Origin of the sequence: Streptomyces sp. NPDC093225 (assembly GCF_044753805.1) — a bacterium.
In the GTDB taxonomy this organism is placed as follows: Bacteria; Actinomycetota; Actinomycetes; order Streptomycetales; family Streptomycetaceae; genus Streptomyces.
In genome coordinates, this window is record NZ_JBIVNX010000004.1 from 240,355 (window position 1) to 263,338 (window position 22,984).

The window sequence follows — 22,984 nt, forward strand, 5'->3', positions numbered from 1 at the left end:
CGGGGACGGGTGGTGGGCGCCGGGAGGCCGGGGGGCGTGCGCGTGACGGGCGGGCGCGGGGGTCCCGGGGGCGTCCCGCGTGTGTCGTGGGGTCCCGGCGGGCGCATGGGATCCGGGGTGGGAACCGGTTCCCCGGTCCCGTGCCGCGGCGGGTGCCGGCCGGGGAGCGCGGGGTGCGGAGGTACGTCCCACCCCGGGGGCTCCCGCGGGCGGCCGTGGGAAATCCGGCGGCTCCGGGCGGAGTTGCGGGACGGGCCGGCGCCGGGCGGGACGGGAGCCGCCGGGACCACGGCGGGACGGGCCGGGACGCTACCGGGACGCGGCCGCCCTCGGGGTCGCGGGCACCGGGTGACTCGGGACGGCCGTCCCGGGGGCGGTGGGGCGGGGGCTTGGTTCGGCGGGGGCCCGAGTGGTCCTTGGAACGGAGACGGGTTGCGCGTACGGCCGAGGCCGGCTGCGCCGCTCCGGGAAGGGCGGGGCAGCCGGCCTCGGCCGGTCGGTTGCGGTGCGGTTCTCCGTCACACCGCGGTGCGGACTAGTACCAACGCTGGTTCTCGCCCCAGTGGCAGTCCCACTGGGTGGCCGGGGCGCCGTTGTCGATGCGCCAGCCGCCGATCTCCAGGCACTTGCCGCTGTTCACGTTGTACAGGGCCACCGTGTAGTCGCTCGTGGGGCGCAGCTGCCACAGCTGGTTGGCGCCGCCGTGGCAGTCCCACTGGTCGATGGTCGCGCCGTTGGCGGTGGACCAGCCCTGGACCTCGAGGCACTTGCCGCTCTTGGCGTTGCGGATGAGCCTGGCATTTCCGCGGGTTTCCCCGATCCACTGCTGGTTGGCGCCGTTGTGGCAGTCCCACTGGTCGACGGCCGCGCCGTTGGCGGTGGACCAGCCGCTCACTTCCAGGCACAGGTTGCTGTAGTTGTTGACCAGCGTGCCCCACGTGGACAGTTCCACGGCGGAGGCGGGTGAGGCGGGCAGGGCGACCGAGATGAGCGCGGCGCCGAGGGCTGCGCCCAGGGCGCGGCGGACGGACTTGATGATGTTCAGGCGCACGAAAAAATCCCCCCGTATGGCCGGTCACGGCCTACTTTCGACTGAATCGAGGCTGACCCTACTTGATCTTGAAGCTGTCACCAAGGCGTCTCATGCCTTGGTCGCTGGACCGTCCTGAGGCCCGGTCGTTCCCCGCCGAGTGCGCGGCGGGGAACGACCGGGCCGGTCTGGGTGGTGGTGGGTGGGTGGTGCTGTGCTGTGGCCCGAGTTCGCGGTGACCTCTCGCTTCGTGGGGCCGCCCCGTGGTGTGTGGGGGGCCGGGGGCGTTCTGGGCGTGGTCGGCGTGGATCCGAACCGCAGGGCCTAGTGGCGGAGGTGGGCCAGGACGGAGGTCAGGGCGTGGCGGATGGCCTTGCGGGACTCGTCCGTGGGGTCCAGGGTCTCGAAGCCGTGGTGGCCGTTGGGCACGTCGACGACCTCGAGTTCCGCGGCGCAGTCCCGGGCCGAGGCCAGGAACTCCTCGATGGTCGCGTCGATCTCCGCCGTCTCCAGGCCCGCCCGGGTCAGGACGATCGGGAGGTTCCCGGCGCCGCGTACTGCCTCCGCCGGGCGGAACCGGCCTTCGGGGAGGCCCCAGTTGCCCATCGGAACCAGCACCGGGTACGTCGCGGCCAGGCAGCGCAGCCAGGCCGGGGGAGCGGACAGCCACTCCGCCGAGAGCAGGCTGCCGCCGGAGAAGAACCACAGCGCGATGCGGTCCCCGTCCACCCGGGGGTCGGCCCGCAGCCGGTCCACCGCGGCCGCGACGTCCGCGGCGGCGAGGGGGAAGTCGGTGATGTCGTGCAGCCGGTGGTCGAGCGCCGCGCCCACCACGCCGGCCTCGACCGCGAGACGGGCGTACCCGGTCATCAGCGTCCAGTCGCGCGGGGTGGGTCGGGCGTCGGCGGGCACCGGGCCGCCGTGGACGAACAGCACGGCGGGCAGGGGGCCGTCGGCCTCCGGCACGTACAGGTCGAGGCGGTCGCGGCGTTCGCGCGGGACCTCGGGCGCTTCGAGCGCGAACGGCCGCAGGTGCGGCGGGAGTTCCGAGTCGGGCCGGGTCAGTCGGTGCCCCTCGCCGGCGGCCGCGGCCAGCAGCGCGCCGGCCAGCTCGTCGGGGCAGGAGAGCATCGGCCAGTGGCCGGTGGCGAGCTCGAAGAAGGAGACGCGAGGGTCGACGAGGGCCTGCAGGGCGGGGTGGCCCATGTTCACGAAGTTCTGGATCAGTTCGATGCCCGCCCCGTTGCCGGTGCACAGTACGGCCGACGTGGGCACCGCGGCGACCGCCCCCGTGAGGCGGAGCGGCTGGAGGAGGGTCCCCAGGGGCTGGGGCGCGGCGAGCTGGGTCAGCCGCTCCAGCTCTTCCGTCGGGACCCCGGCGGTGCTGCCCCAGCGCTGCCACTCGGTGGCGGTGGTCGGGGCGGGGAGCAGGCCGGCGGCGGCCTCGCCGCCCTGCTCGGCCAGCAGCGCCAGTTCCTCGCGCAGTGTCTGGTCGGGCACGGCGGCCAGGGCCGGCAGGCCGTCCTGCGGCATGCCCGCGTCGGCGTACACGATCCGCGTGATGCGGTCCGCGCGCCGGTCGGCGGCCCCCAGTACCGGGTGGATCCCGTAGTCGTGGCCGACGAGCACCAGGTCCTGTCCGGCGGCGACGGCGTCGATCGCCCGGAGGACGTCGGCGATGTGCGTCTCCAGGTCCGTGCCGGGGGCGGCGAGGGCCTCTCCGGCGAGCCCGGTGAGGGTCACCGGGTGCGCCTCGGCACCCGCCGCGGCCAGCCGCGCCACCGTCGCGTCCCACACGTCCCCGCCGGTGAACACACCCGCCACCAGAATGAATGCGGTCATGGCCTTCTCCCCTTCGTCGTGCCTCGGAGTCCGCCCAGCGGCGGCTCCGTGCGGTCTGCGCGCGGACGGCACCCCCGTTGTTCATGATCGCCGTCCGCGCTCACGAGTAGGGTAGGAACTCCCTTTGGGGGAGGTTCAAATGACGATTCCGCAGGACGGCCTGTGGAGCATCGGCGAACTCGCCGAGCGCGCCGGCACCACCGTCAAGACGGTCCGCTTCTATTCCGACGGAGGCCTGCTGCCCGAGGCCTCGCGCAGCTCCGGGGGACACCGCCGCTACGGGCCGGACGCGCTGGACCGGCTGGGTCTGATCCGCTCGCTGCGGGCGCTGGACCTGCCCGTGCCGGAGGTGCGGCGGATCCTGGAGGACGACGGGACGGGCGGCGCCGTGCTGGCGGACGCCGTCGCCGGGCAGTTGCGCGAACTGGGGGGCCGGATCCAGGCGTTGCGGTGGCGCGAGGCGGGTCTGCAGCTGGTCCAGGAGTGTGCGCCGGAGGAGCGCGCCGACCGGCTGCGGCTGATCGGTGCGGTGGCGGCCCCGCCGAACACGGACACGCTGGTGCGGTTCTGGCGGGCCTGGCTGCCGCCGCGGATGGCGGCCCGGGACCGGGCGGCGTTCCTGGAGGTCGCCGTGCCGGCCCCGCCGGCCGACCCGGAGCCCGGGCAGGTGCTGGCCTTCGCCCGGCTCAACGCCTTCGTGACGCAGCCGTGCATCGCGGACCGCCCCTGCCAGCCGGCCGCGCACCACTCTCCCGAGTTCCGGCCGGACGTGCTGTACGCGGGCCTGGCCGAGGCGTACGACCTGGCCGCACCGCACCTGCGACGGGGGCGCGCGCCGCGGTCGGGGGAGGCGCTGGACTGTTTCGTGGCGGCGTACGCGGACGCGTTCCGGACCCGCGACACGGCCGGCTTCCGGCACGTGCTGGGCGAGCAGCTCGCGGGGGACCCGCGCATCGACCGGTACTGGGAGCTGGTGGCGGAGGTGCTCGGGTCGCGGGACGGCCGGCCGGTGCCGACCCCGGGTGCCGCGCACGACTGGCTGCTCGCCGCCCTGACCACGGAGCCGGCCCTGCGGGCTGCGTGCTGAAGGGCGCGCCGGACCGGGGGTCGCGGCGGCTCAACCAGGGGGCTCCTCCCGGCGTCTGCTCCTGTGCGACCCGGTGCCGGCCGGGTGTCGACCGGGGAAAGGGGCACTGACGATGGAAGAGGCCGTGTTCGTGGTGGGCAAGACGGTGGTCCGGGTGGTCGGAGGACTGCTGTACGCCGCCGGCGAGATGCTGCTGGGACTGTGGCCGGACGCCCCGGCCAGGAGGGCCGGGGAGCGCCGCGACGAGAGCGGGTGACGCCGCCGCGGGCGGCGGGACCGTACGGGTCCCGCCGCCCGGGCGCGATCAGTTCGCGCCGTGGAGCAGGGTGCCCATCCACTCCTCGATGCCGGCCACGGTGCGCGGCAGCGCGCCCGACATGAGCCGGGCCCCGTCCTCGGTGATGACCAGGTCGTCCTCGATGCGGACGCCGATGCCGCGCAGTTCGGCGGGGAGCGTCTCGTCGTCGGGCTGGAGGTAGAGGCCGGGCTCGACGGTGAGGACCTGGCCCTCCTCGAGCACGCCGTCCAGGTACGTCTCGGCGCGGGCCTTCGCGCAGTCGTGCACGTCGAGGCCGAGCATGTGGCCGCTGCTGCACAGGGTGTAGCGGCGGTGCAGGTCGCCCTCGGCGTCCTTCAGCACGCCCCACTCGGCCAGGCCCTCGGCGATCACGCGCATGCCGGCGCGGTGGAAGTCGCGGAAGCTCGCGCCCGGCCGCAGCGCGGCGATGCCGGCCTCCTGCGCGGCGAGCACCAGTTCGTACACCTGCTTCTGGACGGAGGAGAAGCGGCCGGACAGCGGCAGGGTGCGGGTGATGTCGGCGGTGTAGAGGCTGTCGGTCTCCACTCCCGCGTCGAGCAGCAGCAGTTCGTCCCGGTTCAGCCGGCCGTCGTTGCGGATCCAGTGCAGGACGCAGGCGTGCGCGCCGGAGGCGGCGATGGTCTCGTACCCGAGGCCGTTGCCCTCGGCGCGGGCCCGCAGCCCGAACACGCCCTCGATCCAGCGCTCGCCGCGCGGGTGCGCGAGGGCCCGGGGGAGTGCCCGTACGACGTCCTCGAAGCCGGCGGCGGTGTGGTCGACGGCGAGCTGGAGCTGGCCGACCTCCCAGGCGTCCTTGACGAGTCGGAGCTCCGACAGCGCGGCGGCGAGCTCGGGATCGGTGGTGGCGTCGCGGCCCGTGGGGGAGCCGAGGGCGTCGAGGTGGGCGCAGCGCAGGCCGGTGAGGCGCTCGGCCTCGGCGAGGTCGGGGCGGCGGCCCACCCAGAACTCGCCGTAGCGGCGGTCGCGGTAGAACTCCTCGGTGCCGTCGGCGCGGGCCGAGCGCGGGCGCAGGTAGAGCACGGCCTCGTGGCCCTGCGGTCCGTTGGGCTCCAGGACCAGGACGTGGCCGACCTGGTCCTCGCCGGTCAGGCCGGTGAGCCAGGCGTACGCGCTGTGCGGGCGGAAGCGGTGGTCGCAGTCGTTGGAGCGGACCCGCAGTTCGCCGGCCGGGACGATCAGCCGCTCGCCGGGGAAGCGGGCGGAGAGGCGGGCACGCCGGGCCGGGGTGACGGAGTACGCGTCGACCCGGGCGTCGGCGGGCAGCGGCGAGGGCGCCCAGCTGCCGGCCATGAACCGGCTCAACTCCGGTGATACGGGCAGGTCGTGGCTGCCGATGTGCAGGCGGGAGGGGGTCTCGGGCACGGGTGCTCCCTCGGGGGCGGCGGGCGGAATGTGTAGTTCCGGAAAACGGGAGATGCACACCTCTTGTCAGTGCAATTTCACATTACTATGTTACAGCTCACATGGCACCGGGCATGCACCCGTCAACTGCCGTGCTTTTCAAGGCATTTCACGCACGCCCTGGCATTCCCATGCACGTCCACGCACACCCCCCACTCTCCCCACCCAGGAGTCCTTGGTGTCCCAGTTGAGCACCGTGCGCAAGCCGTTCCTCGCCGCCGCCGTGGCGGTCACCCTGCTCGCCGGCGTCGGTCAGACCGCCGCCTCCGCCGCGCAGGCCGAGGCTGCCCCGGCGGCCGCGCCGCAGACCGCCCCCGCCGCCTTCACCGGGGCCCGCCCCGGCCCGGCGGACGGCCGGTCGAACCCCTTCGACGAGGTCCAGCACCTCGGCAAGGCCCCCAAGGTCACCCCGCGTCCGGCCCCGGCCCCCGGCGGCCTCGCGGCCGGCCGCGTCGCCGGCGCCGTCAAGGCCCCGGCCGCCAAGGCCAAGGCCAAGGACGCCACGGGCGCGAGCAGCGCGGCCGCCGCCGGCCAGACCGCCGCCGGCGTCCCCTGCACCCTCGACGGCGTCACCGGCCTGTCGCCGGAGGCCTTCGCCGACTTCCTCGCCGACCCCGCCGTCACCGCCGACGGCTGTCTGCGGAACCTGATCTGGACCTGGGACGCGCGGCTGGCCCCGGTCATGTCCGACGCCCACGTCCAGGCCGTCTCGCGCCGGATATCCGGCCTGGCCGCCGGCCACGACGGCAAGGGCACCAGCCACCTGGAGGAGATGTTCACCTACCTCCACGCCGTCGCCTACCACGACTACTCGCGCACCGAGATCGACGTCACCGACGCCCCCACCGTCGACGCCATGCGCCGCGCCGTCGCCGACTTCGGCGCCGCCGCCCGCACCTTCGACGTCACCCGCTCCAACGCGAACACCCTGCGCGAGGCCCTCTACGCGGCCAGCGCCCCGGGCCTGCGCCAGCACCAGATAGGCCTCATCAAGAAGGTCCTGGCCACCATGGACCCGGCCCACCCGGCCACCCACACGGACACCGCCTGGGCCGGCGCCGCGCTCGCCGCCCTCTCCGTGAACTACCTCGGCGTCTACCCGGGCAACAACGACGCCGCCTTCCAGGCCGCGGCCGCCGCCGACGCCGACTACCGGGCGATGTTCAAGGCCTTCGGCGGCTACACCCACCTCAAGGGCACCGCCAACGCCTGGGTGGCCCGCGACGCGCTGGGCGAGTACGGCCGCTTCGGCCAGATCGACTCCCTCAAGAGCGGCGTCGTCGCCGACCTCGGCGGACTCATCACCACCACCAGGAACACCTTCGGCGCCGGCAGCGAGCAGTGGGCCAAGGTGGTCTCCTGGCTCAACTACTACGGCGCCTGCCAGCAGTACGGCGTGTGCAAGGCGGACATCGAGCGGCAGCTCTTCCCGTACACGTACACGTACGACAACGGCGGCATCAAGGTCCGCACCGCGCTCGACCGGGCCACGGTCGACCAGCTCTACTACGCCAGCAAGCGCGTGAAGTCGCAGTTCTTCCGCGTCATCGGCACCGACAAGCCGCTGGCCGGCGACACCAACACGACGCTGAACATCGTGCTGTACGCCTCCCGCCTCGACTACGAGATGTACCACCCGATCCTCACGGGCATGGGAACCAACAACGGCGGCATCTACATCGAGCGCGGCGCGACCTTCTACACCTACCAGCGGCGCGTCCCCCAGGACTCCACGCTCACCCTCGAAGAGCTCTTCCGCCACGAGTACACCCACTACCTCAACGGCCGCTGGGCCGTGCCGGGCTACTTCGGCGAGGGCGACTGGTACCAGGGCGACCGCACCACCGCCATGGACGAGGGCACCGCGGAGTTCTTCGACGGCGCCACCCGCGACGACGGCATCGCGGTGCGCAGGTCCCTGGTGCGCGGGATCGTCAACGACACGGCGGGCGGCGGCCCCCGCATGTCCGTCGAGCAGCTGCTGAACGCCACGTACGACGGCGACGGCTTCCGGTTCTACAACTACGCCGGCACGTTCTTCGAGTTCCTGTGGACCTCGCACCCGTCGATGCTGCGCGAGATGTACGGCTACCTGCGCGCGAACGACGTGGCGGGCTACGACGCCTGGCGCCACCGCACGGGCGCCGACACCTACCTGCAGCGCGAGTACGACCGCTTCCTCGACGCGCAGATCGCCAAGGTGAACGACCTGTTCGTGCCGAACACCGTCTTCACCCCGAACGAGCAGCTGCGCGACGCCTCCGCCGAGGCCGTGCGCCAGGCCTTCGCCGCCGCCACGTACAACAACCCCGACTGCGTGGAGAACGGCGACACGGGCAAGCGGCGCTTCGTCTGCACCGGCCGGATCACGGCCAACCTGTCGAACTTCCGCAGCTCCGACCAGGTCTTCAAGGACATGTCCGAGACGGTCGACTACTTCATCCTCGACCGCGCCGGCGCCGCCTCCAACAACCTGGCCGACATGAACTGCTCGTTCGGCCCGGTGGAGATCTGGAGCAACAACAAGGCGGGCACGTCCTCCTACAGCTGCGAGGGCCCGCTGCGCAGCTAGTCCCCGCCGCCGGCCCCCGTCCGGACCGGTGGAGGACCCGCCCCGCGCCACGGGGGGCGGGGCGGGTCCTTCCCCGCCTCAGAGTTATGTGACATATTACTGCCGTGCCCAACAGACACTCCCTGGACGTCGTCGTCATCGGTGCCGGCGTCGTCGGGGCGGCCTGCGCCTACTACGCAGGCCGCGCCGGCCTCTCCGTCGCCGTGGTCGACCGCGGCCCCGTCGCGGGCGGGACGACCGGCGCCGGGGAAGGCAACCTGCTCGTCTCCGACAAAGAGGCGGGCCCCGAGCTCGACCTCGCGCTGCTGTCCACCCGACTGTGGCGCGAGCTCGCCGACGCTCTCCCACCGGAGACGGAGTACGAACCCAAAGGCGGTCTCGTCGTGGCGCCCGACGAGACCACCCTCAAAGCCCTCCGGGGCTTCGCCGAGGGCCAGCGGGCAGCCGGGGTGGTGGCCGAGGAAGTCCACGCCGACCGGCTGCCCGACCTGGAGCCGCACCTCGCGGCCGGCCTCGCGGGCGGCTTCCACTACCCGCAGGACGCCCAGGTCCAGCCCGCCCAGGCGGCCGCCCAACTGCTGCGCGCGGCCCGCCGGTACGGTGTCGAGCCGCGCCTCGGCACCGAGGTCACCGGACTCCTCACCGGCCCGGACGGCTCGGTGCGCGGGGTCCGCACGACCGGCGGCGACATCGCCGCCGCGCACGTCGTGAACGCCGCCGGCACCTGGGGCGGCCGGATCGCCGGGCTCGCCGGCGTCCACCTGCCCGTACTGCCCCGCCGGGGCTTCGTCCTGGTCACCGAACCGCTGCCCCGGGTGGTCCGCCACAAGGTCTACGCCGCCGACTACATCGCCGACGTGGCCAGTGGCTCCGCCGCCCTCCAGTCCTCCGCCGTCGTCGAGGGAACGCCCTCCGGCCCGGTGCTCATCGGCGCCACGCGCGAACGCGTCGGCTTCGACCGCACGCTCTCGACCGAGGCCCTGCGCCGGCTCGCCGGCCAGGCCGCCGCCCTCTTCCCGGTGCTGGCTGACGTCAAGGTGATGCGCACCTACCACGGCTTCCGCCCCTACCTGCCCGACCACCTCCCGGCCATCGGCCCCGACCCGCGGGCCCCCGGACTGCTGCACGCCTGCGGCCACGAGGGCGCCGGCATCGGACTCGCCCCGGCCACCGGGCTGCTCGTCGCCGAGACCCTGGCCGGCCGGGCGACCAGCCTGGACCTCACACCCTTCCGCCCCGAGCGGTTCGCCGACCCCGGGCGGGGGACGCGAGGATGAGCCGTCCCCGCGCCCGCACCGCCACCCGTACGACACCACCCACCCGAAGGGGCCGACGATGACCGACCCGGCAGGCCAGGAGCGCCGCAACCGGCGCGGCAGGCCCGGGCGCGGACCGCGCGCGCTCGTCGGCGGCCGTGCCGAGGAGGCCTTCGACCTCGACTTCGACGGCCGCCCCGTGCCCGCGGAGTCGGGCCAGACCATCGCCGCCGCCCTCTGGGGCGCCGGCATCCTCGCCTGGCGGACGACCCGCGACGGCGGCGCCCCGCGCGGCGCGTTCTGCGGCATCGGGGCCTGCTACGACTGTCTCGTCACCGTCAACGGGCGCCCCAACCAGCGCGCCTGCCTCGTCCCCGCCCGGCCGGGCGACACCGTCACCACCCAGGAGGGCACCGGCCATGCCGACCTCGCCGTCTGACCCGCGGCCCGGGCCGCGCGCCGTGAGCGCCGACCTCGCCGTGGTCGGCGCGGGACCGGCCGGGCTGGCGGGCGCCGTCACCGCGGCCCGGCTCGGGCTGAGCGTGGTCCTGCTCGACGCCGCCGACCGGCCCGGCGGCCAGTACTACCGGCACCCCGCCGCCGGGCTCGGCGCCGCGCGCCCCGAGGCCCTGCACCACGGCTGGCGGGCCTTCGCCGAGCGCGAAGCCGCCCTGCGCGCGCACGGGTCGGCGGGCCGGATCACGTACCTGCCCGGCCACCACGTGTGGAGCGTGACCGGCGAGGCACCGCACTGGACCCTGCACGCGGTGGCCTCCGGTGGCGACGAGGGCTCGGCCGGGGAGCCGTTCGGGGAGCGCCCCGCCACCGTCCACGCCCGGGCCGTCCTGCTGGCCACCGGCGCGTACGAACGCCAACTGCCCTTCCCCGGCTGGACCCTGCCCGGGGTCGTGGGTGCGGGCGGCGCCCAGGCCATGCTCAAGGCCGGGCTCGTGCTGCCCGGCAGGCGCGTGGTCGTGGCCGGCAGCGGACCGCTGCTGCTGGCCGTCGCCGGCTCGCTCGCCGCCGCCGGTGCGCGGGTGCCGGCCGTGGTGGAGGCCGCCGCCTACACCGGGTACGCCGGTGAACTCCCCGCCCTGCTGCGCAACCCCGGCAAGCTGGCCGAGGGCGCGCTCCACGGCGGCGCCCTGCTGCGCCACCAGGTGCGGCTGCTGAGCCGGCACGCCGTCACCGCCGCGCACGGCACCGACCGCGTCGAGGCCGTCACCGTCAGCCGGCTCGACCGCGACTGGCGGCCGGTGCCGGGCACCGGCCGGACCATCCCCTGCGACGCCCTCGCCGTCGGCCACGGGCTGGTCCCGCAGCTGGAACTCGCCACCGCGCTGGGCTGCACCACCCGTCGTACCGCCGACGGCACCCGGGCGCTCGTGCTCGACGCCGACCAGCGCACCTCCGTACCGGGCCTCTGGGCGGCCGGCGAGACCGGCGGCATCGGCGGCGCCCAGCTGGCCCTCGCCGAGGGGGAGCTGGCGGCCCACGCCGTCGCCCGCGCGCTGCGCGGCGCGCTCCCGGCCGGCGGCCCCGTACCGGCCGCCCCCGCGGCGCTGGTGCGCCGACGGGCCCGGCTGCGCGCCTTCGCGGACGCCATGGCGGCGGCCCACGAGCCCGGCGCCGGCTGGACCGGCTGGCTCACCGACGACACCGACGTGTGCCGCTGCGAGGAGGTGCCGGCCGGTCGGATCCGCGAGGCGGTGGCCGACCTCGGGGCGACCGACGCGCGCACCGTCAAGCTCCTGACCCGGGCCGGGATGGGCTGGTGCCAGGGCCGGATGTGCGGCCCGGCCGTGGCCGCCCTGACCGGCCAGGACGCGGCGGCCGACCGCCGCCCGCTGTCCTGCCCGGTGCCGCTGCGGCACCTCGCGGCCCTGCCGCCGGACGGGTCGGCCGGTTCCGCCGGCCCCGCGGCACCGGCCGGAACCGCCGGCGGAACCGGTGCCGGAGCGGGCCCGTCCGGCCCATCCGGCACCACCCACTGACGCCACCCCCCACGGGCCCTTGTGGCCTTTCACGCCACTCAGTACAATGTCACACATCACACTAGGGAGTGTCCTGCCATGACCGTCGCGTCCATCCCGCCCCGCACCCGTCCCTGGCACGGAATCATGGTCGCCACCGCGCTGCCGATGCGGGACGACCTCAGCGTCGACTACGACGCCTACGCCGAGCACGTGGCCTGGCTGATCGCCAACGGCTGCGACGGCGTCGTCCCCAACGGCTCGCTCGGCGAGTACCAGACCCTCACCGACGAGGAGCGCGCCCGCGTCGTCCGCACCGCCGTCGAGGCCGCCGGCGACGGCGACCGCGTCATGCCCGGCGTCGCCGCCTACGGCAGCGCCGAGGCCCGCCGCTGGGCCGACCAGGCCGCCGAGGCGGGCGCCGGCTCCGTCCTGCTGCTGCCGCCCAACGCCTTCCGCGCCGACGACGAGACCGTCCGCGCCCACTACGCCGAGGTCGCCAAGTCCGGCCTGCCGGTGGTCGCGTACAACAACCCGTACGACACCAAGGTCGACCTCACCCCCGCCCTGCTCGCCCGGCTGCACGCCGACGGCAGCATCGTGGCCGTCAAGGAGTTCAGCGGCGACGTCCGCCGCGCCTACGAGATCGCCGAGCTCGCCCCGGGCCTGGACCTCCTGATCGGCGCCGACGACGTCCTGCTCGAACTCGCCCTGGCCGGTGCGGTCGGCTGGATCGCCGGCTACCCCAACGCCCTGCCCGCCTCCTGCGCCACCCTCTACCGGGCCGCCGTCGCCGGCGACCTGGAGACCGCGCTGCCGCTCTACAAGTCCCTGCACTCCCTGCTGCGCTGGGACTCCAAGACCGAGTTCGTGCAGGCCATCAAGCTCTCCATGGACATCGCCGGCCGGCCCGGCGGCGCCACCCGCCCGCCGCGCTTCCCGCTCACCGGCGAGACCGAGGCCGCCGTCCGCGCCGCCACGGAGAAGGCCCTCGCCGAGGGCCTGAACTAGCCATGCGGACCACACACGTCTACCACGCGGTCGACAGCCACACCGAGGGCATGCCCACCCGCGTCATCACCGGCGGCGTCGGGGTCGTCCCCGGCGCCACGATGGCCGAGCGCCGGCTCCACTTCATGGAGCACATGGACGACCTGCGCACCCTGCTCATGTACGAGCCGCGCGGCCACGCCGCGATGAGCGGCGCGATCCTGCAGCCGCCCACCCGGCCCGACGCCGACTGGGGCGTGCTCTACATCGAGGTCTCCGGCCTGCTGCCCATGTGCGGCCACGGCACCATCGGCGTGGCCACCGTGCTCGTCGAGACCGGCATGGTCCCGGTGTCCGAGCCCGTCACCACGGTCCGGCTGGACACCCCGGCCGGCCTGGTGAGCGTGGACGTCCAGGTCGAGGACGGCCGGGCGAAGGCGGTGACGCTCACCAACGTCGCCTCCTTCTGCGTCGGCCTGGACCGCAAGGTCGAGGTCCCGGGCCACGGCACGGTCACCTACGACCTCGCGTACGGCGGCAACTTCTACGCCTTCGTCGAGCTCGACTCCCTCGGCCTGCCCTTCGACCGGGACCGCAAGCAGGACCTGCTCGACGCCGGACTGGCCGTCATGGAAGCGATCAACGCCGCCGACCGCCCCGTGCACCCGGAGAACCCCTCGATCGGCGGGGTCAAGCACGTCTACCTCGCCGCCCCCGGCTCCGACGCCGTCCGCTCCCGGCACGCCATGGCCATCCACCCCGGCTGGTTCGACCGCTCCCCGTGCGGGACGGGCACCTCGGCCCGGATGGCTCAGCTGCACGCCCGCGGACAGCTGCCGCTGGGGCGGGACTTCGTCAACGAGTCCTTCATCGGCACCGAGTTCACCGGCCGGCTGGTCGAGGAGACCACGGTCGGCGGACTGCCCGCCGTGGTCCCCACGGTCACCGGGCGCGCCTGGATCACCGGCACGGCCCAGTACTTCCTGGACCCGACCGACCCGTTCCCCGCCGGGTTCCTCCTGTGAGCCCCACCGGGGCGCCGGGCACCGACCCGGTGCGCACCACCGACTACCACACCGCGGGCGAGCCCTTCCGGATCGTCACCGGTGGGCTGCCGCCCGTGCCCGGGGACACCGTCGCCGAGCGCTGCGCCACCGCCATCGGCGCGGGCGGCTCCGGTACGGCGCCCCGGCGCGGCGCGCTGGACGAGGTACGCCGGCTGCTCGTGCAGGAGCCGCGCGGGCACGCCGGCATGTACGGCGGCTTCGTCGTACCGCCCGACGACGACGGCGCCCACCTGGGCGTGCTGTTCTGGCACAAGGACGGCTACTCCACCGCCTGCGGCCACGGCACCATGGCGCTGGGCGCCTGGGCCGTGGACAGCGGCCGGGTGCCGGCCCCCGACGACGGCGACGTACAGGTGCGCATCGACGTGCCCTCGGGCCGGGTCGCGGCCACCGTGCACCGCACCGGCGGCCGCACCACCGGCGTCACCTTCCGCAACGTGCCCGCGCGGGTGGCCGCCCGCCGGGTGCCGGTGGCCACCGGGCGGGGCGTGGTCGAGGTGGACATCGCGCACGCCGGTGCCTGCTACGCGGCCGTGCCCGCCCGGGAGCTGGGGCTGACGGTCACCCCGGCCGAGCTGCCCGAGCTGGTCCGCGCGGGCCGGGAGATCCGGGCCGCGCTCGCCACCCACCCGGCCACCTGGCACCCGGCGGGCCCGCTGCTGTCGGGCGTCTACGGGGTCGTCCTGTACGAGGAGCTGGCGGACACGCCGCTGGGCCCGCACCAGCGCAACGTGACCGTCTTCGCCGACGGGCAGATCGACCGCTCGCCCTGCGGCTCCGGCACGTCGGCCCGGCTCGCCATGATGGTCGAGGAGGGGACCCTGGCCCCCGGGCAGGACCTGCTGCACGAGTCCGTCTGCGGCACCGTCTTCACCGGGCGAGTGCCCAAGGAGGAGGCCGCCCGGGCCGCGGACGCGGGCCTGGTCACCGAGGTGACCGGGACGGCGTACCGCACCGGCGAGCACGTCTTCCACCTCGACCCGCACGACGGGTTGGCCACCGGGTTCCTGCTGTGACGGGGAGTACGGCCACGGCGCCGGCGTACCTCGACGCCGGGCCCGTCGCGGCCCTCGGCCCCGCCGCGGCCGCCGAGGCGCTGGCCGACGCGCTGCGCGCGGGACTCGACCCGGAGTCCTGCCCGCACCGCACCAGCGTCGCCGCACCCGCCGGTGAGCTGCTGCTCATGCCCGCGGCCGCCGGCCCCTGGGCCGGGGTGAAGATCGCCGGGGTGGCGCCCGGCAACCCCGCCCGCGGGCTGCCCCGGATCACCGGCAGCTACCTGCTGCTGGACGGGCCCACCCTCACCCCGGTGGCCCTCCTGGACGGCGCGGCCCTCACCGCGCTGCGCACCCCGGCCGTCTCCGCCCTCGCGCTGCGCCACCTGGCGCGCCCCGGACCGCTGCGCCTGGTGCTCTTCGGCACCGGCCCGCAGGCCCGGGGACACCTCGAAGCGGTGTGCGCGGTGGCGGAGCCGGCCGAGGTGGTGGTCGTCGGGCGCCGGCCGGACGCGGTGGCCGCGCTCGTCGGGCACGCCCGGAAGCTCGGCGTCCCACGGGCCCGGGCCGGCGACCCGGCGGACGTGGCCGGCGCCGACGTGGTCGTGTGCGCGACCACGGCCCGCGAACCGCTCTTCGACGGGCGGCTGGTGGCCCCGGGCGCGGTGGTCGTCGCGGTCGGCTCGCACGAGCCGGACGCCCGCGAGCTCGACACGGCGCTGGTGCGGAGCGCCGCGGTGTACGTCGAGTCCCGCGCGGCGGCGCTGCGCGAGGCGGGCGACCTGTTGGTCCCGGTCGCGGAGGGGGCGATCGGGGCCGACCACGTCACCGGGACGCTCGCGGACCTGGTGGCCGGAACGCATCGGCGGCAGGAGGACCGTCCGCAGGTCTTCAAGAGCGTCGGCATGGCCTGGGAGGATCTCGCCGTGGCAGCGGCCGTGTACCGCACCGTGAGGGCGAACAGCGAAACGTGACATTGTACGCTGTTCCTCTGCTGGATATCGGAGGAAGAGCGATGGGTGACCTGAAGCAGCGCAATCTCATCACGGCCCAGGAGCGGCTCCGCGACCAGGTCGCCCACGCCCTGCGCGCCGCGCTGATAGCGGGTGAACTCCGGCCCGGCCAGGTCTACTCGGCGCCCGGCCTCGCGGCCGAGTACGGCGTGTCGGCCACCCCGGTGCGCGAGGCGATGCTGGACCTGGCGCGCGAGGGGCTCGTGGAGCCCGTACGCAACAAGGGCTTCCGGGTCACCGAGGTCAGCGAGCGCGACCTGGACCAGTACACCGAGCTGCGCGCCATGATCGAGGTGCCGACCGTGGGCCGGGTCGCGCGGCTGTCGGCCGGGGACCCGGCCGTCCGGGAGGCGCTGGAGGCGCTGCGGCCGGTGGCCGCGGAGATCGTGGCCGCGGCCCGCGACCACGACCTGATCGCCTACCTGGAGGCCGACCGCCGCTTCCACCTCGCGCTGCTCGCCCTCGCGGGCAACGACCGGCTGGTCGAGACGGTCGGTGAGCTGCGCAAGCGCTCGCGGCTGTACGGGCTGACCGGTCTGGACGAGGCCGGCATGCTGGTGCACTCCGCGGAGGAGCACGACGACCTGCTGGAGGCCGTCATCTCCGGTGACGCGAAGAAGGCGGAACGCCTGATGGCGAGCCACCTCGGACACGTCCGCTCGCTGTGGGCGCAGGGGCGCGACGAGCCGGTCGAGCCGCGCCAGAAGCGGCGTCTCGGCGGGACGCGCACGGCCTCGTAGCCGACCTCCCGTTCCGCCCCCGGGCCCCTGACCTGCATGGTCGGGGGCCCAACTGCGTTGTGGCGAAGGGGATTCGGACACGGCTGGATAACGGCGCCGCTCACCCCTTGTCAGTACAATTTCACATTACTATGTTACCGGTCACACCTTAGAGCGCGATCTCAGAGCGCGGCCCTTCACTGGAGTGACCCATGACCAAGCGCACCCAACTCGCCCTCGCCACCGCCTTGGTGGCCGCACTCGCACTCGGCGCCTCGGGCTGCTCCGACCCGGCGAAGAAGGGTTCGTCCGCTCCCGGCGGCAAGAACCCGGCGGCGGCCAACGACGGCAAGATCCTCGGCGGCACCCCGGCGAAGGGCGGCACCCTGACGGTCCTGTCCAACCAGGACTTCTCCCACCTCGACCCGGCCCGCAACTGGGTCATGCCGACCATGGACTTCGGCACCCGGCTGCTCTACCGCACCCTGGTCACCTTCAAGGCCGAGCCCGGCAAGGCCGGCAGCGAGCTCGTCCCGGACCTCGCCACCGACCTCGGCAAGCCCTCCAACGGCGGCCGCACCTGGACGTTCACCCTCAAGGACGGCCTGAAGTACGAGGACGGCAGCCCGATCAAGGCCCAGGACGTCAAGTACAACGTCGAGCGGTCCTTCTCCCCGGACCTGACCGGCGGCCCCGACTACGCCGCCCGCTACCTGGCCGGCACCAAGGGCTACACCGGCCCCCTCCAGGGCAAGCACCTCGACTCGATCAAGACCCCCGACGACAAGACGATCGTCTTCGAACTGAACCGCCCGGTCGCCGAGTTCTCCGCCACCGCGACCCTGCCGACCTTCTCGCCCGTGCCGCAGTCCAAGGAGAAGGGCACCCAGTACGACGCCCGCCCGTTCTCCTCCGGCCCGTACAAGATCGAGTCGTACGCCCGCGACAAGAAGCTCGTCCTGGTCCGCAACGAGCACTGGGACCCGAACACCGACCCGGTCCGCAAGGCCTACCCGGACAAGTTCGTGGTCGTCATGGGCCTCAAGGGCGGTCAGATCGACGACCGGATCATCGCCTCCTCGGGCGCCGACGCCTCCGCCGTCGAATGGGCCAACATGCGCCCCGAGAGCGCCCCCAAGGTGCTCCCCGAGCCGGACGTCAAGGCCCGCCTGCTGGCCGAGTCCCAGGGCTGCACCACCATGCTCCAACTCAACACCACCCGGGCCCCGTTCAACGACGTCAAGGTCCGCCAGGCCATCCAGTACGCCGTCGACAAGGACTCCGTCCTGACCGCCGGCGGCGGCCCGGCCCTCAACCAGATCGCCACCGCCTACCTGCCCGCCGCGCTCTCCGGCGGCGCCCAGGCCGACACCCTGAAGATCGCCCCGGCCGGCGACCCGGAGAAGGCCGAGCAGCTCCTGAAGGAGGCCGGCAAGGACAAGCTCAAGGTCTCCTTCACCGTGTCCACCGGCGACAAGGGCCGCGCCGAGGCCATCCAGCAGGGCCTGGCCCGCGTGGGCGTCGAGGTGGTCATCGACACCGTCGACCCGGGCGCCTTCTACGACGTCATCGGCGACACCACCACCGCCCCCGACATGACCCTCAGCGGCTGGTGCCCCGACTACCCCTCGGGCTCCACCTTCCTGCCCTTCGTCTTCGACGGCCGCACCATCAAGGTCAAGGGCAACAGCGGCAACTACGCCCAGTTCAAGGACGAGGCGACCATGAAGCGGATCGACGAGATCAACGCCATGGCCGACGCCGCGCAGGCCAACAAGGCCTGGATCGACCTCGACGCCGAGATCATGGCCAAGGCCCCGGCCGTCCCCGTCCTGCTGGAGCGCAAGCCGCTGCTCGTCGGCACCAACATCGCCGGCGCGTTCGGCCACCCGGTCTGGGTCGGCCAGATCGACTACGCCACCGTCGGACTCAAGGACCCGGCCAAGAGCCAGGGCTGACCGGCCGAAACCCCTCAGAGGCCACTCACATGACCGCCACCGCCCCGGCTCCCGCCGACGGCGCACCGGCCCCGGCCGTTCCCCCGGGCAGCAGCCCCTGGCAGCTCGCCCGGCGGGAACTCCGCCGCCGCCCCGCCGTCCGCGTCAGCCTCGCCGTCGTCGTCCTCTTCGTCCTCATGGCCGTCGCCGCGCCCTGGCTGGGCGCGCTCGGCGGCTGGTCGCCCGACGAGTTCGACAAGTCCGCCGTCGACCCGTACCTCGGCGGCCTCCCGCTGGGCTCGTTCGGCGGGATCAGCCCCGAGCACTGGCTCGGGGTCGAACCCGTCACGGGCCGCGACCTGTTCTCCCGCGTCGTGCACGGCGCCCAGGTCTCCCTCATGATCGCCTTCCTGGCCACCGCCATCGTCGTGGTCGCCGGCACCGCGGCCGGCATCGCCGCCGGCTACTTCGGCGGCCGCACCGACGCGGTGCTGTCCCGGCTGATGGACCTGACCATGTCCTTCCCCTCGCTGATCTTCATGATCGCGATGCTGTCGGTGGCCAAGGACGTCAACCGCATCGTCCTCATGACCGCCGTCATCGGCCTGTTCGGCTGGCCCGGCGTGGCCCGCGTGGTGCGCGGCCAGACCCTCTCGCTCAAGCACCGCGAGTACGTCGACGCCGCGCGCGTCGGCGGCTCGGGGGCCTGGCGCATCCTCACCCGCGACATCCTGCCCGGCGTCTCCGGGCCCGTGATCGCGTACACCACCCTGCTCGTCCCCGGCATGATCAGCACCGAGGCAGCCCTGAGCTACCTGGGCGTCGGCGTCCGCCCGCCCACCCCCTCCTGGGGCCAGATGATCGCCGAGAGCGTCGCCTTCTACGAGACCGACCCCATGTACTTCGTCATCCCGAGCACCTTCCTCTTCCTCGCCGTGCTCGCCTTCACCCTGCTCGGCGACGCGCTGCGCGACATCCTCGACCCGAGGGGCGGGCGGACGTGACCGTTTACCTGCGCGACACCCCCCGGCGTGACGGGCGGGCCGACGCGATCCGCCACCTGCGCGACACCCTCCGGCGTGACGGGCGGGCCGACGCGATCCGCCACCTGCGCGGCACCCCCGGCCCGAAGGGCGGCCGTACGTGATCCTCTACCTGCTGCGCCGCCTCGCCGGGGTGGCCGGGGTGCTGCTGGCCATCGCCGCCGTCACCTTCCTCATCTTCTACGTCCTCCCCTCCGACCCGGCCGCCGCCGCGTGCGGCAAGACGTGCAGCCCCGAGCGGCTGGCGAGCGTACGGGAGTACCTCGGGCTGGACCGACCGCTCTGGGAGCAGTTCCGGGAGTTCGTCACCGGCATCTTCACCGGCCGTACCCTCGGCACCGGGCAGTTCGCCGTCCAGTGCGACTTCCCCTGCCTGGGCTACTCGTACGAGAACTCCCTGCCCGTCTGGGACCTGCTCATGGACCGGCTGCCGGTCTCCGCCTCGCTCGCCGTCGGCGCCGCGGCCATGTGGCTCGTGCTGGGCCTGGGCGCCGGCGTCTGGGCGGCCCTGCGCAAGGACACCCTCACCGACCGGGCCCTGATGGTCGGCGCCGTCGCCGCCGCCTCCCTGCCCGTGTACTTCACCTCCGTCATGCTGATCTACGGCGTCATCCGCATCGCGGGGCTCCTGCCGTACCCCAGCTACCAGGCCTTCACGGAGAACCCGCTCGCCTGGGCGTCGAACCTGCTGCTGCCGTGGATCGCGCTGGCCCTGCTGTACGCCGCCATGTACGCCCGCCAGAGCCGCGGTTCGATGATCGAGGCGATGGCCGAGCCGTACATCCGCACCGCCCGCGCCAAGGGCATGCCCGAGCGCTCCGTCGTGGTCAAGCACGGGCTGCGGTCCGGCATGACCCCGATCCTGACCATCTTCGGCATGGACCTCGGTGGCCTGCTGGCCGGCGCCGTCATCACCGAGTCCATCTTCGGACTCCCCGGCATCGGGCGGCTGTTCTACGGCGCGCTCGTCAGCTCCGACCAGCCCGTCGTCCTCGGCGTCACCCTGCTCGCCGCCTTCTTCATCGTCGTCGCCAATCTCGCGGTCGACCTCCTGTACGCCGTCGTCGACCCGAGGGTGAGGTACTGATGCCGCCCCTGCTCGAAGTACGCGACCTGCGCGTCGCCTTCACCACGCCCAGGGGGCGGGTGCAGGCGGTGGACTCGATCGGGTTCACCGTCGAGGCCGGCCGCACCCTCGGCATCGTCGGCGAGTCCGGCTCCGGCAAGTCCGTCACCTCGCTGGCGGTCATGGGCCTGCACCGGGGCGCCGAGGTGACCGGCTCCATCGCCCTGGACGGGCGGGAGCTGACCGGGCTGCCCGAGAAGGAACTGTCCCGGCTGCGCGGCCGGAAGATGGCGATGATCTTCCAGGACCCGTTGTCCAGCCTGCACCCCTACTACACCGTCGGCGAGCAGATCGCCGAGCACTACCGGGTCCACTTCAGGGCCTCCCGGGCCACCGCGAGGAAGCGGGCCGTGGAGATGCTCGGCGAGGTCGGCATCCCCGAACCCGCCCGCCGGGTGGGGGAGTACCCGCACCAGTTCTCCGGCGGCATGCGTCAGCGCGCCATGATCGCGATGGCGCTGGCCTGCGAGCCCGACCTGCTCATCGCCGACGAGCCGACCACCGCGCTCGACGTCACCGTCCAGGCCCAGATCCTGGAACTGATCGCACGCCTGCAACAGGACCGCGGCCTGGGCGTCATCATGATCACCCACGATCTGGGGGTGGTCGCCCGCGTCGCCCACGAGGTGCTCGTCATGTACGGCGGCCGGGCCGCCGAACAGGCCCCGGTGGACGACCTGTTCGCCGGACCGGCGCACCCCTACACCCAGGGGCTGCTGGAGTCGCTGCCCCGGCTCGACGACGCCGACGACGCCCCGCTGCGGGCCATCCCCGGCGCCCCGCCCTCACTGCTCGCCCCGGCGGCCGGGTGCGCCTTCGCGCCGCGCTGCGCGCGGGCCGCGGCCGCCGGGGAGGCGGAGCGGGACCGGTGCGCGCAGGAGCGGCCGGTGCTCACGGCGTACGGTGCCGGGTCGTCGCACCGGAGCGTCGCCTGCCATTTCGCGGGGCCGGCTGCGGCCGGTCCGGCCGCTCCCGTGAAGGAGGGGGTCCGATGACTGCCGTGAAGGAGGGGGTCCGATGACTGCCGAGTCCGTGATCGCGGGGGGTGCTGATGGCGGGGCGGGTGCGCCGGGGGCGGGTGGGGGTGCTGCTGCGAGTGGTGCGGGTGTGGGTACTGGCACCATGGACGCCGCCGCCCCGGTGGGCGGCGACGCCGGTGGTGTGCCGCCGCTGCTGTCCGTGCGCGATCTGGCGATGACCTTTCCCGGCCGGCGCAGCGCGACCGGCCGTCGGGGCGCGCCCGTGCGGGCCGTCGACGGCCTGAGTTTCGACCTCGCCGCGGGGGAGACCCTCGGCCTGGTCGGCGAGTCCGGCTGCGGCAAGTCCACCACCGGCCGGATGCTGGTCCGGCTGCTGGAGCCCACCTCCGGCAGCATCACCTTCGACGGCAAGGACATCACCCACCTCTCGCAGAGCCGGATGCGCCCGCTGCGCACCCGCCTGCAGATGGTGTTCCAGGACCCGCACTCCTCCCTCAACCCCCGCCAGACCGTGGCCCGGATCATCTCCGACCCGCTGCTGGTCCAGGGGTGGAGCGCGGCCGACGCCCGGGCCCGTGCGGCCGAGCTGATGGAGCTGGTCGGCCTCATCCCCGAGCACATCGACCGCTACCCGCACGAGTTCTCCGGCGGCCAGGCCCAGCGCATCGGCATCGCCCGGTCGCTGGCCACCAATCCGAGGCTCGTCATCGCCGACGAGCCGGTCTCCGCGCTGGACGTCTCCGTCCAGGCGCAGATCGTCAACCTCATGGAGCGGCTGCGCCGCGAGCTGGGCCTGGCGTACGTGTTCATCGCGCACGACCTGTCCGTGGTCAAGCGGGTCAGCGACCGGGTCGCGGTCATGTACCTCGGCCGGATCGTGGAGATCGGCGACAAGCGGGAGCTGTACGAGCGTCCGCGCCACCCGTACACGCGGGCGCTGCTGTCCGCCGTACCGCTGCCCGACCCGGCGGCCGAGCGGCGGCGGGAGCGGATCACGCTGCTGGGCGACCCGCCGAGCCCGGCCGCGCCGCCGCCGGGCTGCTCCTTCCACCCGCGCTGCCCGAAGGCGCAGGAGGTCTGCCGCACCGAGCGCCCGCTGCTGCGGATCGCGGCGGCGGGGGAGCGGCGGGAGGTGGCCTGCCACTTCCCGGAGGACTGACTCGGTTCTGTTTGGTCTGGTCCCGTTTGGTCCGGGCTGGTGCGGTCCGTTCGGTTCGTTCTGGTCCGGCTTGGTCCGGTTCGGCCTGTGCGGCGGGTCCTGGGTGTGGTTCCGGGGCTCGCCGTACAACCCTTTTGCCGTCTCCGTGCGTCTGTGTGGTGGTCCAGAGGGGTTGTTCGGAGGTTGAGGCGTGGGGGAGAAGCGGGTCGGGGTGCGGTCGCTGCTGGTGGGGCTGGTCGCGTTGGTGGTGGTCGTGGTGGGCGCGGTGGCGTACCGGTGAGACGGGGCCGCTCGCCTCGGTGGTGGGGCGGGGGCTTCGGCGGGCTCGCTTCGGGGGCGGGTCCCGTGGTGTGTGGGTCCCCTCGCCGCTTGACAGACCGTGGCCTGCAGGCCCTGCGGCAGGCCCACCCCTGGGGCTTCGGGGCTTCGCCCTGGCCTTCGGCCACCCCAGGCCCGGGCCTGCCTCCGGACCAGC

Annotated in this window: 20 protein-coding genes; 17 read left to right on the forward strand and 3 right to left on the reverse strand. The window is 74.1% G+C overall.

Annotation, left to right across the window (positions count from 1 at the left end):
* Nucleotides 1–535: 535 nt before the first annotated feature.
* Nucleotides 536–1,051: an RICIN domain-containing protein gene (locus tag ACIQCH_RS06730; protein WP_402578643.1), complete on the reverse strand. Its 516-nt coding sequence runs from the start codon at nucleotides 1,049–1,051 to the stop codon at nucleotides 536–538.
* Nucleotides 1,052–1,354: 303 nt separating this feature from the next.
* Nucleotides 1,355–2,872, reverse strand: a complete 1,518-nt coding sequence (locus ACIQCH_RS06735) for an alpha/beta hydrolase (protein ID WP_402578644.1) — start codon at nucleotides 2,870–2,872, stop codon at nucleotides 1,355–1,357.
* 139 nt (nucleotides 2,873–3,011) lie between these two features.
* Here ACIQCH_RS06735 and ACIQCH_RS06740 point away from each other — a divergent pair, with 139 nt between their 5' ends.
* Entirely contained in the window at nucleotides 3,012–3,959 is a 948-nt protein-coding gene (locus tag ACIQCH_RS06740) for a MerR family transcriptional regulator (protein WP_402578646.1), read from the forward strand.
* 112 nt (nucleotides 3,960–4,071) lie between these two features.
* Nucleotides 4,072–4,215 (forward strand): hypothetical protein, encoded by a 144-nt coding sequence (locus ACIQCH_RS06745; RefSeq protein WP_402578648.1) that lies wholly within the window; start codon nucleotides 4,072–4,074, stop codon nucleotides 4,213–4,215.
* Between the two features lie 48 nt (nucleotides 4,216–4,263).
* Here the strand turns inward: ACIQCH_RS06745 and ACIQCH_RS06750 are convergent, their stop codons facing one another.
* The gene (locus ACIQCH_RS06750) at nucleotides 4,264–5,640 is read right to left on the reverse strand and encodes an aminopeptidase P family protein (RefSeq protein ID WP_402578650.1); all 1,377 of its coding nucleotides are present in this window, start codon (nucleotides 5,638–5,640) and stop codon (nucleotides 4,264–4,266) included.
* A 217-nt stretch (nucleotides 5,641–5,857) separates the two neighbouring features.
* Here ACIQCH_RS06750 and ACIQCH_RS06755 point away from each other — a divergent pair, with 217 nt between their 5' ends.
* The 15 genes from ACIQCH_RS06755 (at nucleotide 5,858) to ACIQCH_RS06825 (ending at nucleotide 22,509) form a co-directional block, all read left to right on the forward strand.
* Nucleotides 5,858–8,251: a collagenase gene (locus ACIQCH_RS06755; RefSeq protein ID WP_402578652.1), complete on the forward strand. Its 2,394-nt coding sequence runs from the start codon at nucleotides 5,858–5,860 to the stop codon at nucleotides 8,249–8,251.
* A gap of 104 nt (nucleotides 8,252–8,355) precedes the next feature.
* On the forward strand, nucleotides 8,356–9,528 hold the full coding sequence (locus ACIQCH_RS06760) for an NAD(P)/FAD-dependent oxidoreductase (protein WP_402578654.1): 1,173 nt from the start codon (nucleotides 8,356–8,358) through the stop codon (nucleotides 9,526–9,528).
* Between the two features lie 58 nt (nucleotides 9,529–9,586).
* The gene (locus tag ACIQCH_RS06765) at nucleotides 9,587–9,946 is read left to right on the forward strand and encodes a (2Fe-2S)-binding protein (RefSeq protein ID WP_402578656.1); all 360 of its coding nucleotides are present in this window, start codon (nucleotides 9,587–9,589) and stop codon (nucleotides 9,944–9,946) included.
* Nucleotides 9,927–11,501 carry an FAD-dependent oxidoreductase gene (locus ACIQCH_RS06770; RefSeq protein ID WP_402578658.1) on the forward strand — a complete coding sequence of 525 codons (1,575 nt, stop codon included), beginning with the start codon at nucleotides 9,927–9,929 and terminating at the stop codon, nucleotides 11,499–11,501. Before ACIQCH_RS06765 ends, ACIQCH_RS06770 begins: the two co-directional genes overlap by 20 nt.
* Before the next feature lie 78 nt (nucleotides 11,502–11,579).
* The gene (locus ACIQCH_RS06775) at nucleotides 11,580–12,491 is read left to right on the forward strand and encodes a dihydrodipicolinate synthase family protein (protein WP_402578660.1); all 912 of its coding nucleotides are present in this window, start codon (nucleotides 11,580–11,582) and stop codon (nucleotides 12,489–12,491) included.
* A 2-nt stretch (nucleotides 12,492–12,493) separates the two neighbouring features.
* Nucleotides 12,494–13,495: a proline racemase family protein gene (locus tag ACIQCH_RS06780; RefSeq protein ID WP_402578662.1), complete on the forward strand. Its 1,002-nt coding sequence runs from the start codon at nucleotides 12,494–12,496 to the stop codon at nucleotides 13,493–13,495.
* Nucleotides 13,492–14,553 (forward strand): proline racemase family protein, encoded by a 1,062-nt coding sequence (locus ACIQCH_RS06785; protein ID WP_402578664.1) that lies wholly within the window; start codon nucleotides 13,492–13,494, stop codon nucleotides 14,551–14,553. Before ACIQCH_RS06780 ends, ACIQCH_RS06785 begins: the two co-directional genes overlap by 4 nt.
* Nucleotides 14,550–15,506 carry an ornithine cyclodeaminase family protein gene (locus tag ACIQCH_RS06790; RefSeq protein WP_402578666.1) on the forward strand — a complete coding sequence of 319 codons (957 nt, stop codon included), beginning with the start codon at nucleotides 14,550–14,552 and terminating at the stop codon, nucleotides 15,504–15,506. Before ACIQCH_RS06785 ends, ACIQCH_RS06790 begins: the two co-directional genes overlap by 4 nt.
* 41 nt (nucleotides 15,507–15,547) lie before the next feature.
* Entirely contained in the window at nucleotides 15,548–16,285 is a 738-nt protein-coding gene (locus ACIQCH_RS06795; RefSeq protein ID WP_402578668.1) for a GntR family transcriptional regulator, read from the forward strand.
* 191 nt (nucleotides 16,286–16,476) lie between these two features.
* On the forward strand, nucleotides 16,477–18,222 hold the full coding sequence (locus ACIQCH_RS06800; RefSeq protein ID WP_402578670.1) for an ABC transporter substrate-binding protein: 1,746 nt from the start codon (nucleotides 16,477–16,479) through the stop codon (nucleotides 18,220–18,222).
* A gap of 29 nt (nucleotides 18,223–18,251) precedes the next feature.
* Nucleotides 18,252–19,205, forward strand: a complete 954-nt coding sequence (locus ACIQCH_RS06805) for an ABC transporter permease (protein WP_402578672.1) — start codon at nucleotides 18,252–18,254, stop codon at nucleotides 19,203–19,205.
* Nucleotides 19,202–19,348 carry a hypothetical protein gene (locus tag ACIQCH_RS06810; RefSeq protein WP_402578674.1) on the forward strand — a complete coding sequence of 49 codons (147 nt, stop codon included), beginning with the start codon at nucleotides 19,202–19,204 and terminating at the stop codon, nucleotides 19,346–19,348. The genes ACIQCH_RS06805 and ACIQCH_RS06810 overlap by 4 nt, the downstream gene beginning before the upstream one ends.
* Nucleotides 19,345–20,331, forward strand: coding sequence for an ABC transporter permease (locus tag ACIQCH_RS06815; RefSeq protein ID WP_402578676.1), 987 nt, complete (start codon nucleotides 19,345–19,347; stop codon nucleotides 20,329–20,331). Before ACIQCH_RS06810 ends, ACIQCH_RS06815 begins: the two co-directional genes overlap by 4 nt.
* Nucleotides 20,331–21,365, forward strand: coding sequence for an ABC transporter ATP-binding protein (locus ACIQCH_RS06820; RefSeq protein ID WP_402578678.1), 1,035 nt, complete (start codon nucleotides 20,331–20,333; stop codon nucleotides 21,363–21,365). Before ACIQCH_RS06815 ends, ACIQCH_RS06820 begins: the two co-directional genes overlap by 1 nt.
* Nucleotides 21,366–21,492: 127 nt before the next feature.
* The gene (locus ACIQCH_RS06825; RefSeq protein ID WP_402578696.1) at nucleotides 21,493–22,509 is read left to right on the forward strand and encodes an ABC transporter ATP-binding protein; all 1,017 of its coding nucleotides are present in this window, start codon (nucleotides 21,493–21,495) and stop codon (nucleotides 22,507–22,509) included.
* Nucleotides 22,510–22,984 lie beyond the last annotated feature (475 nt).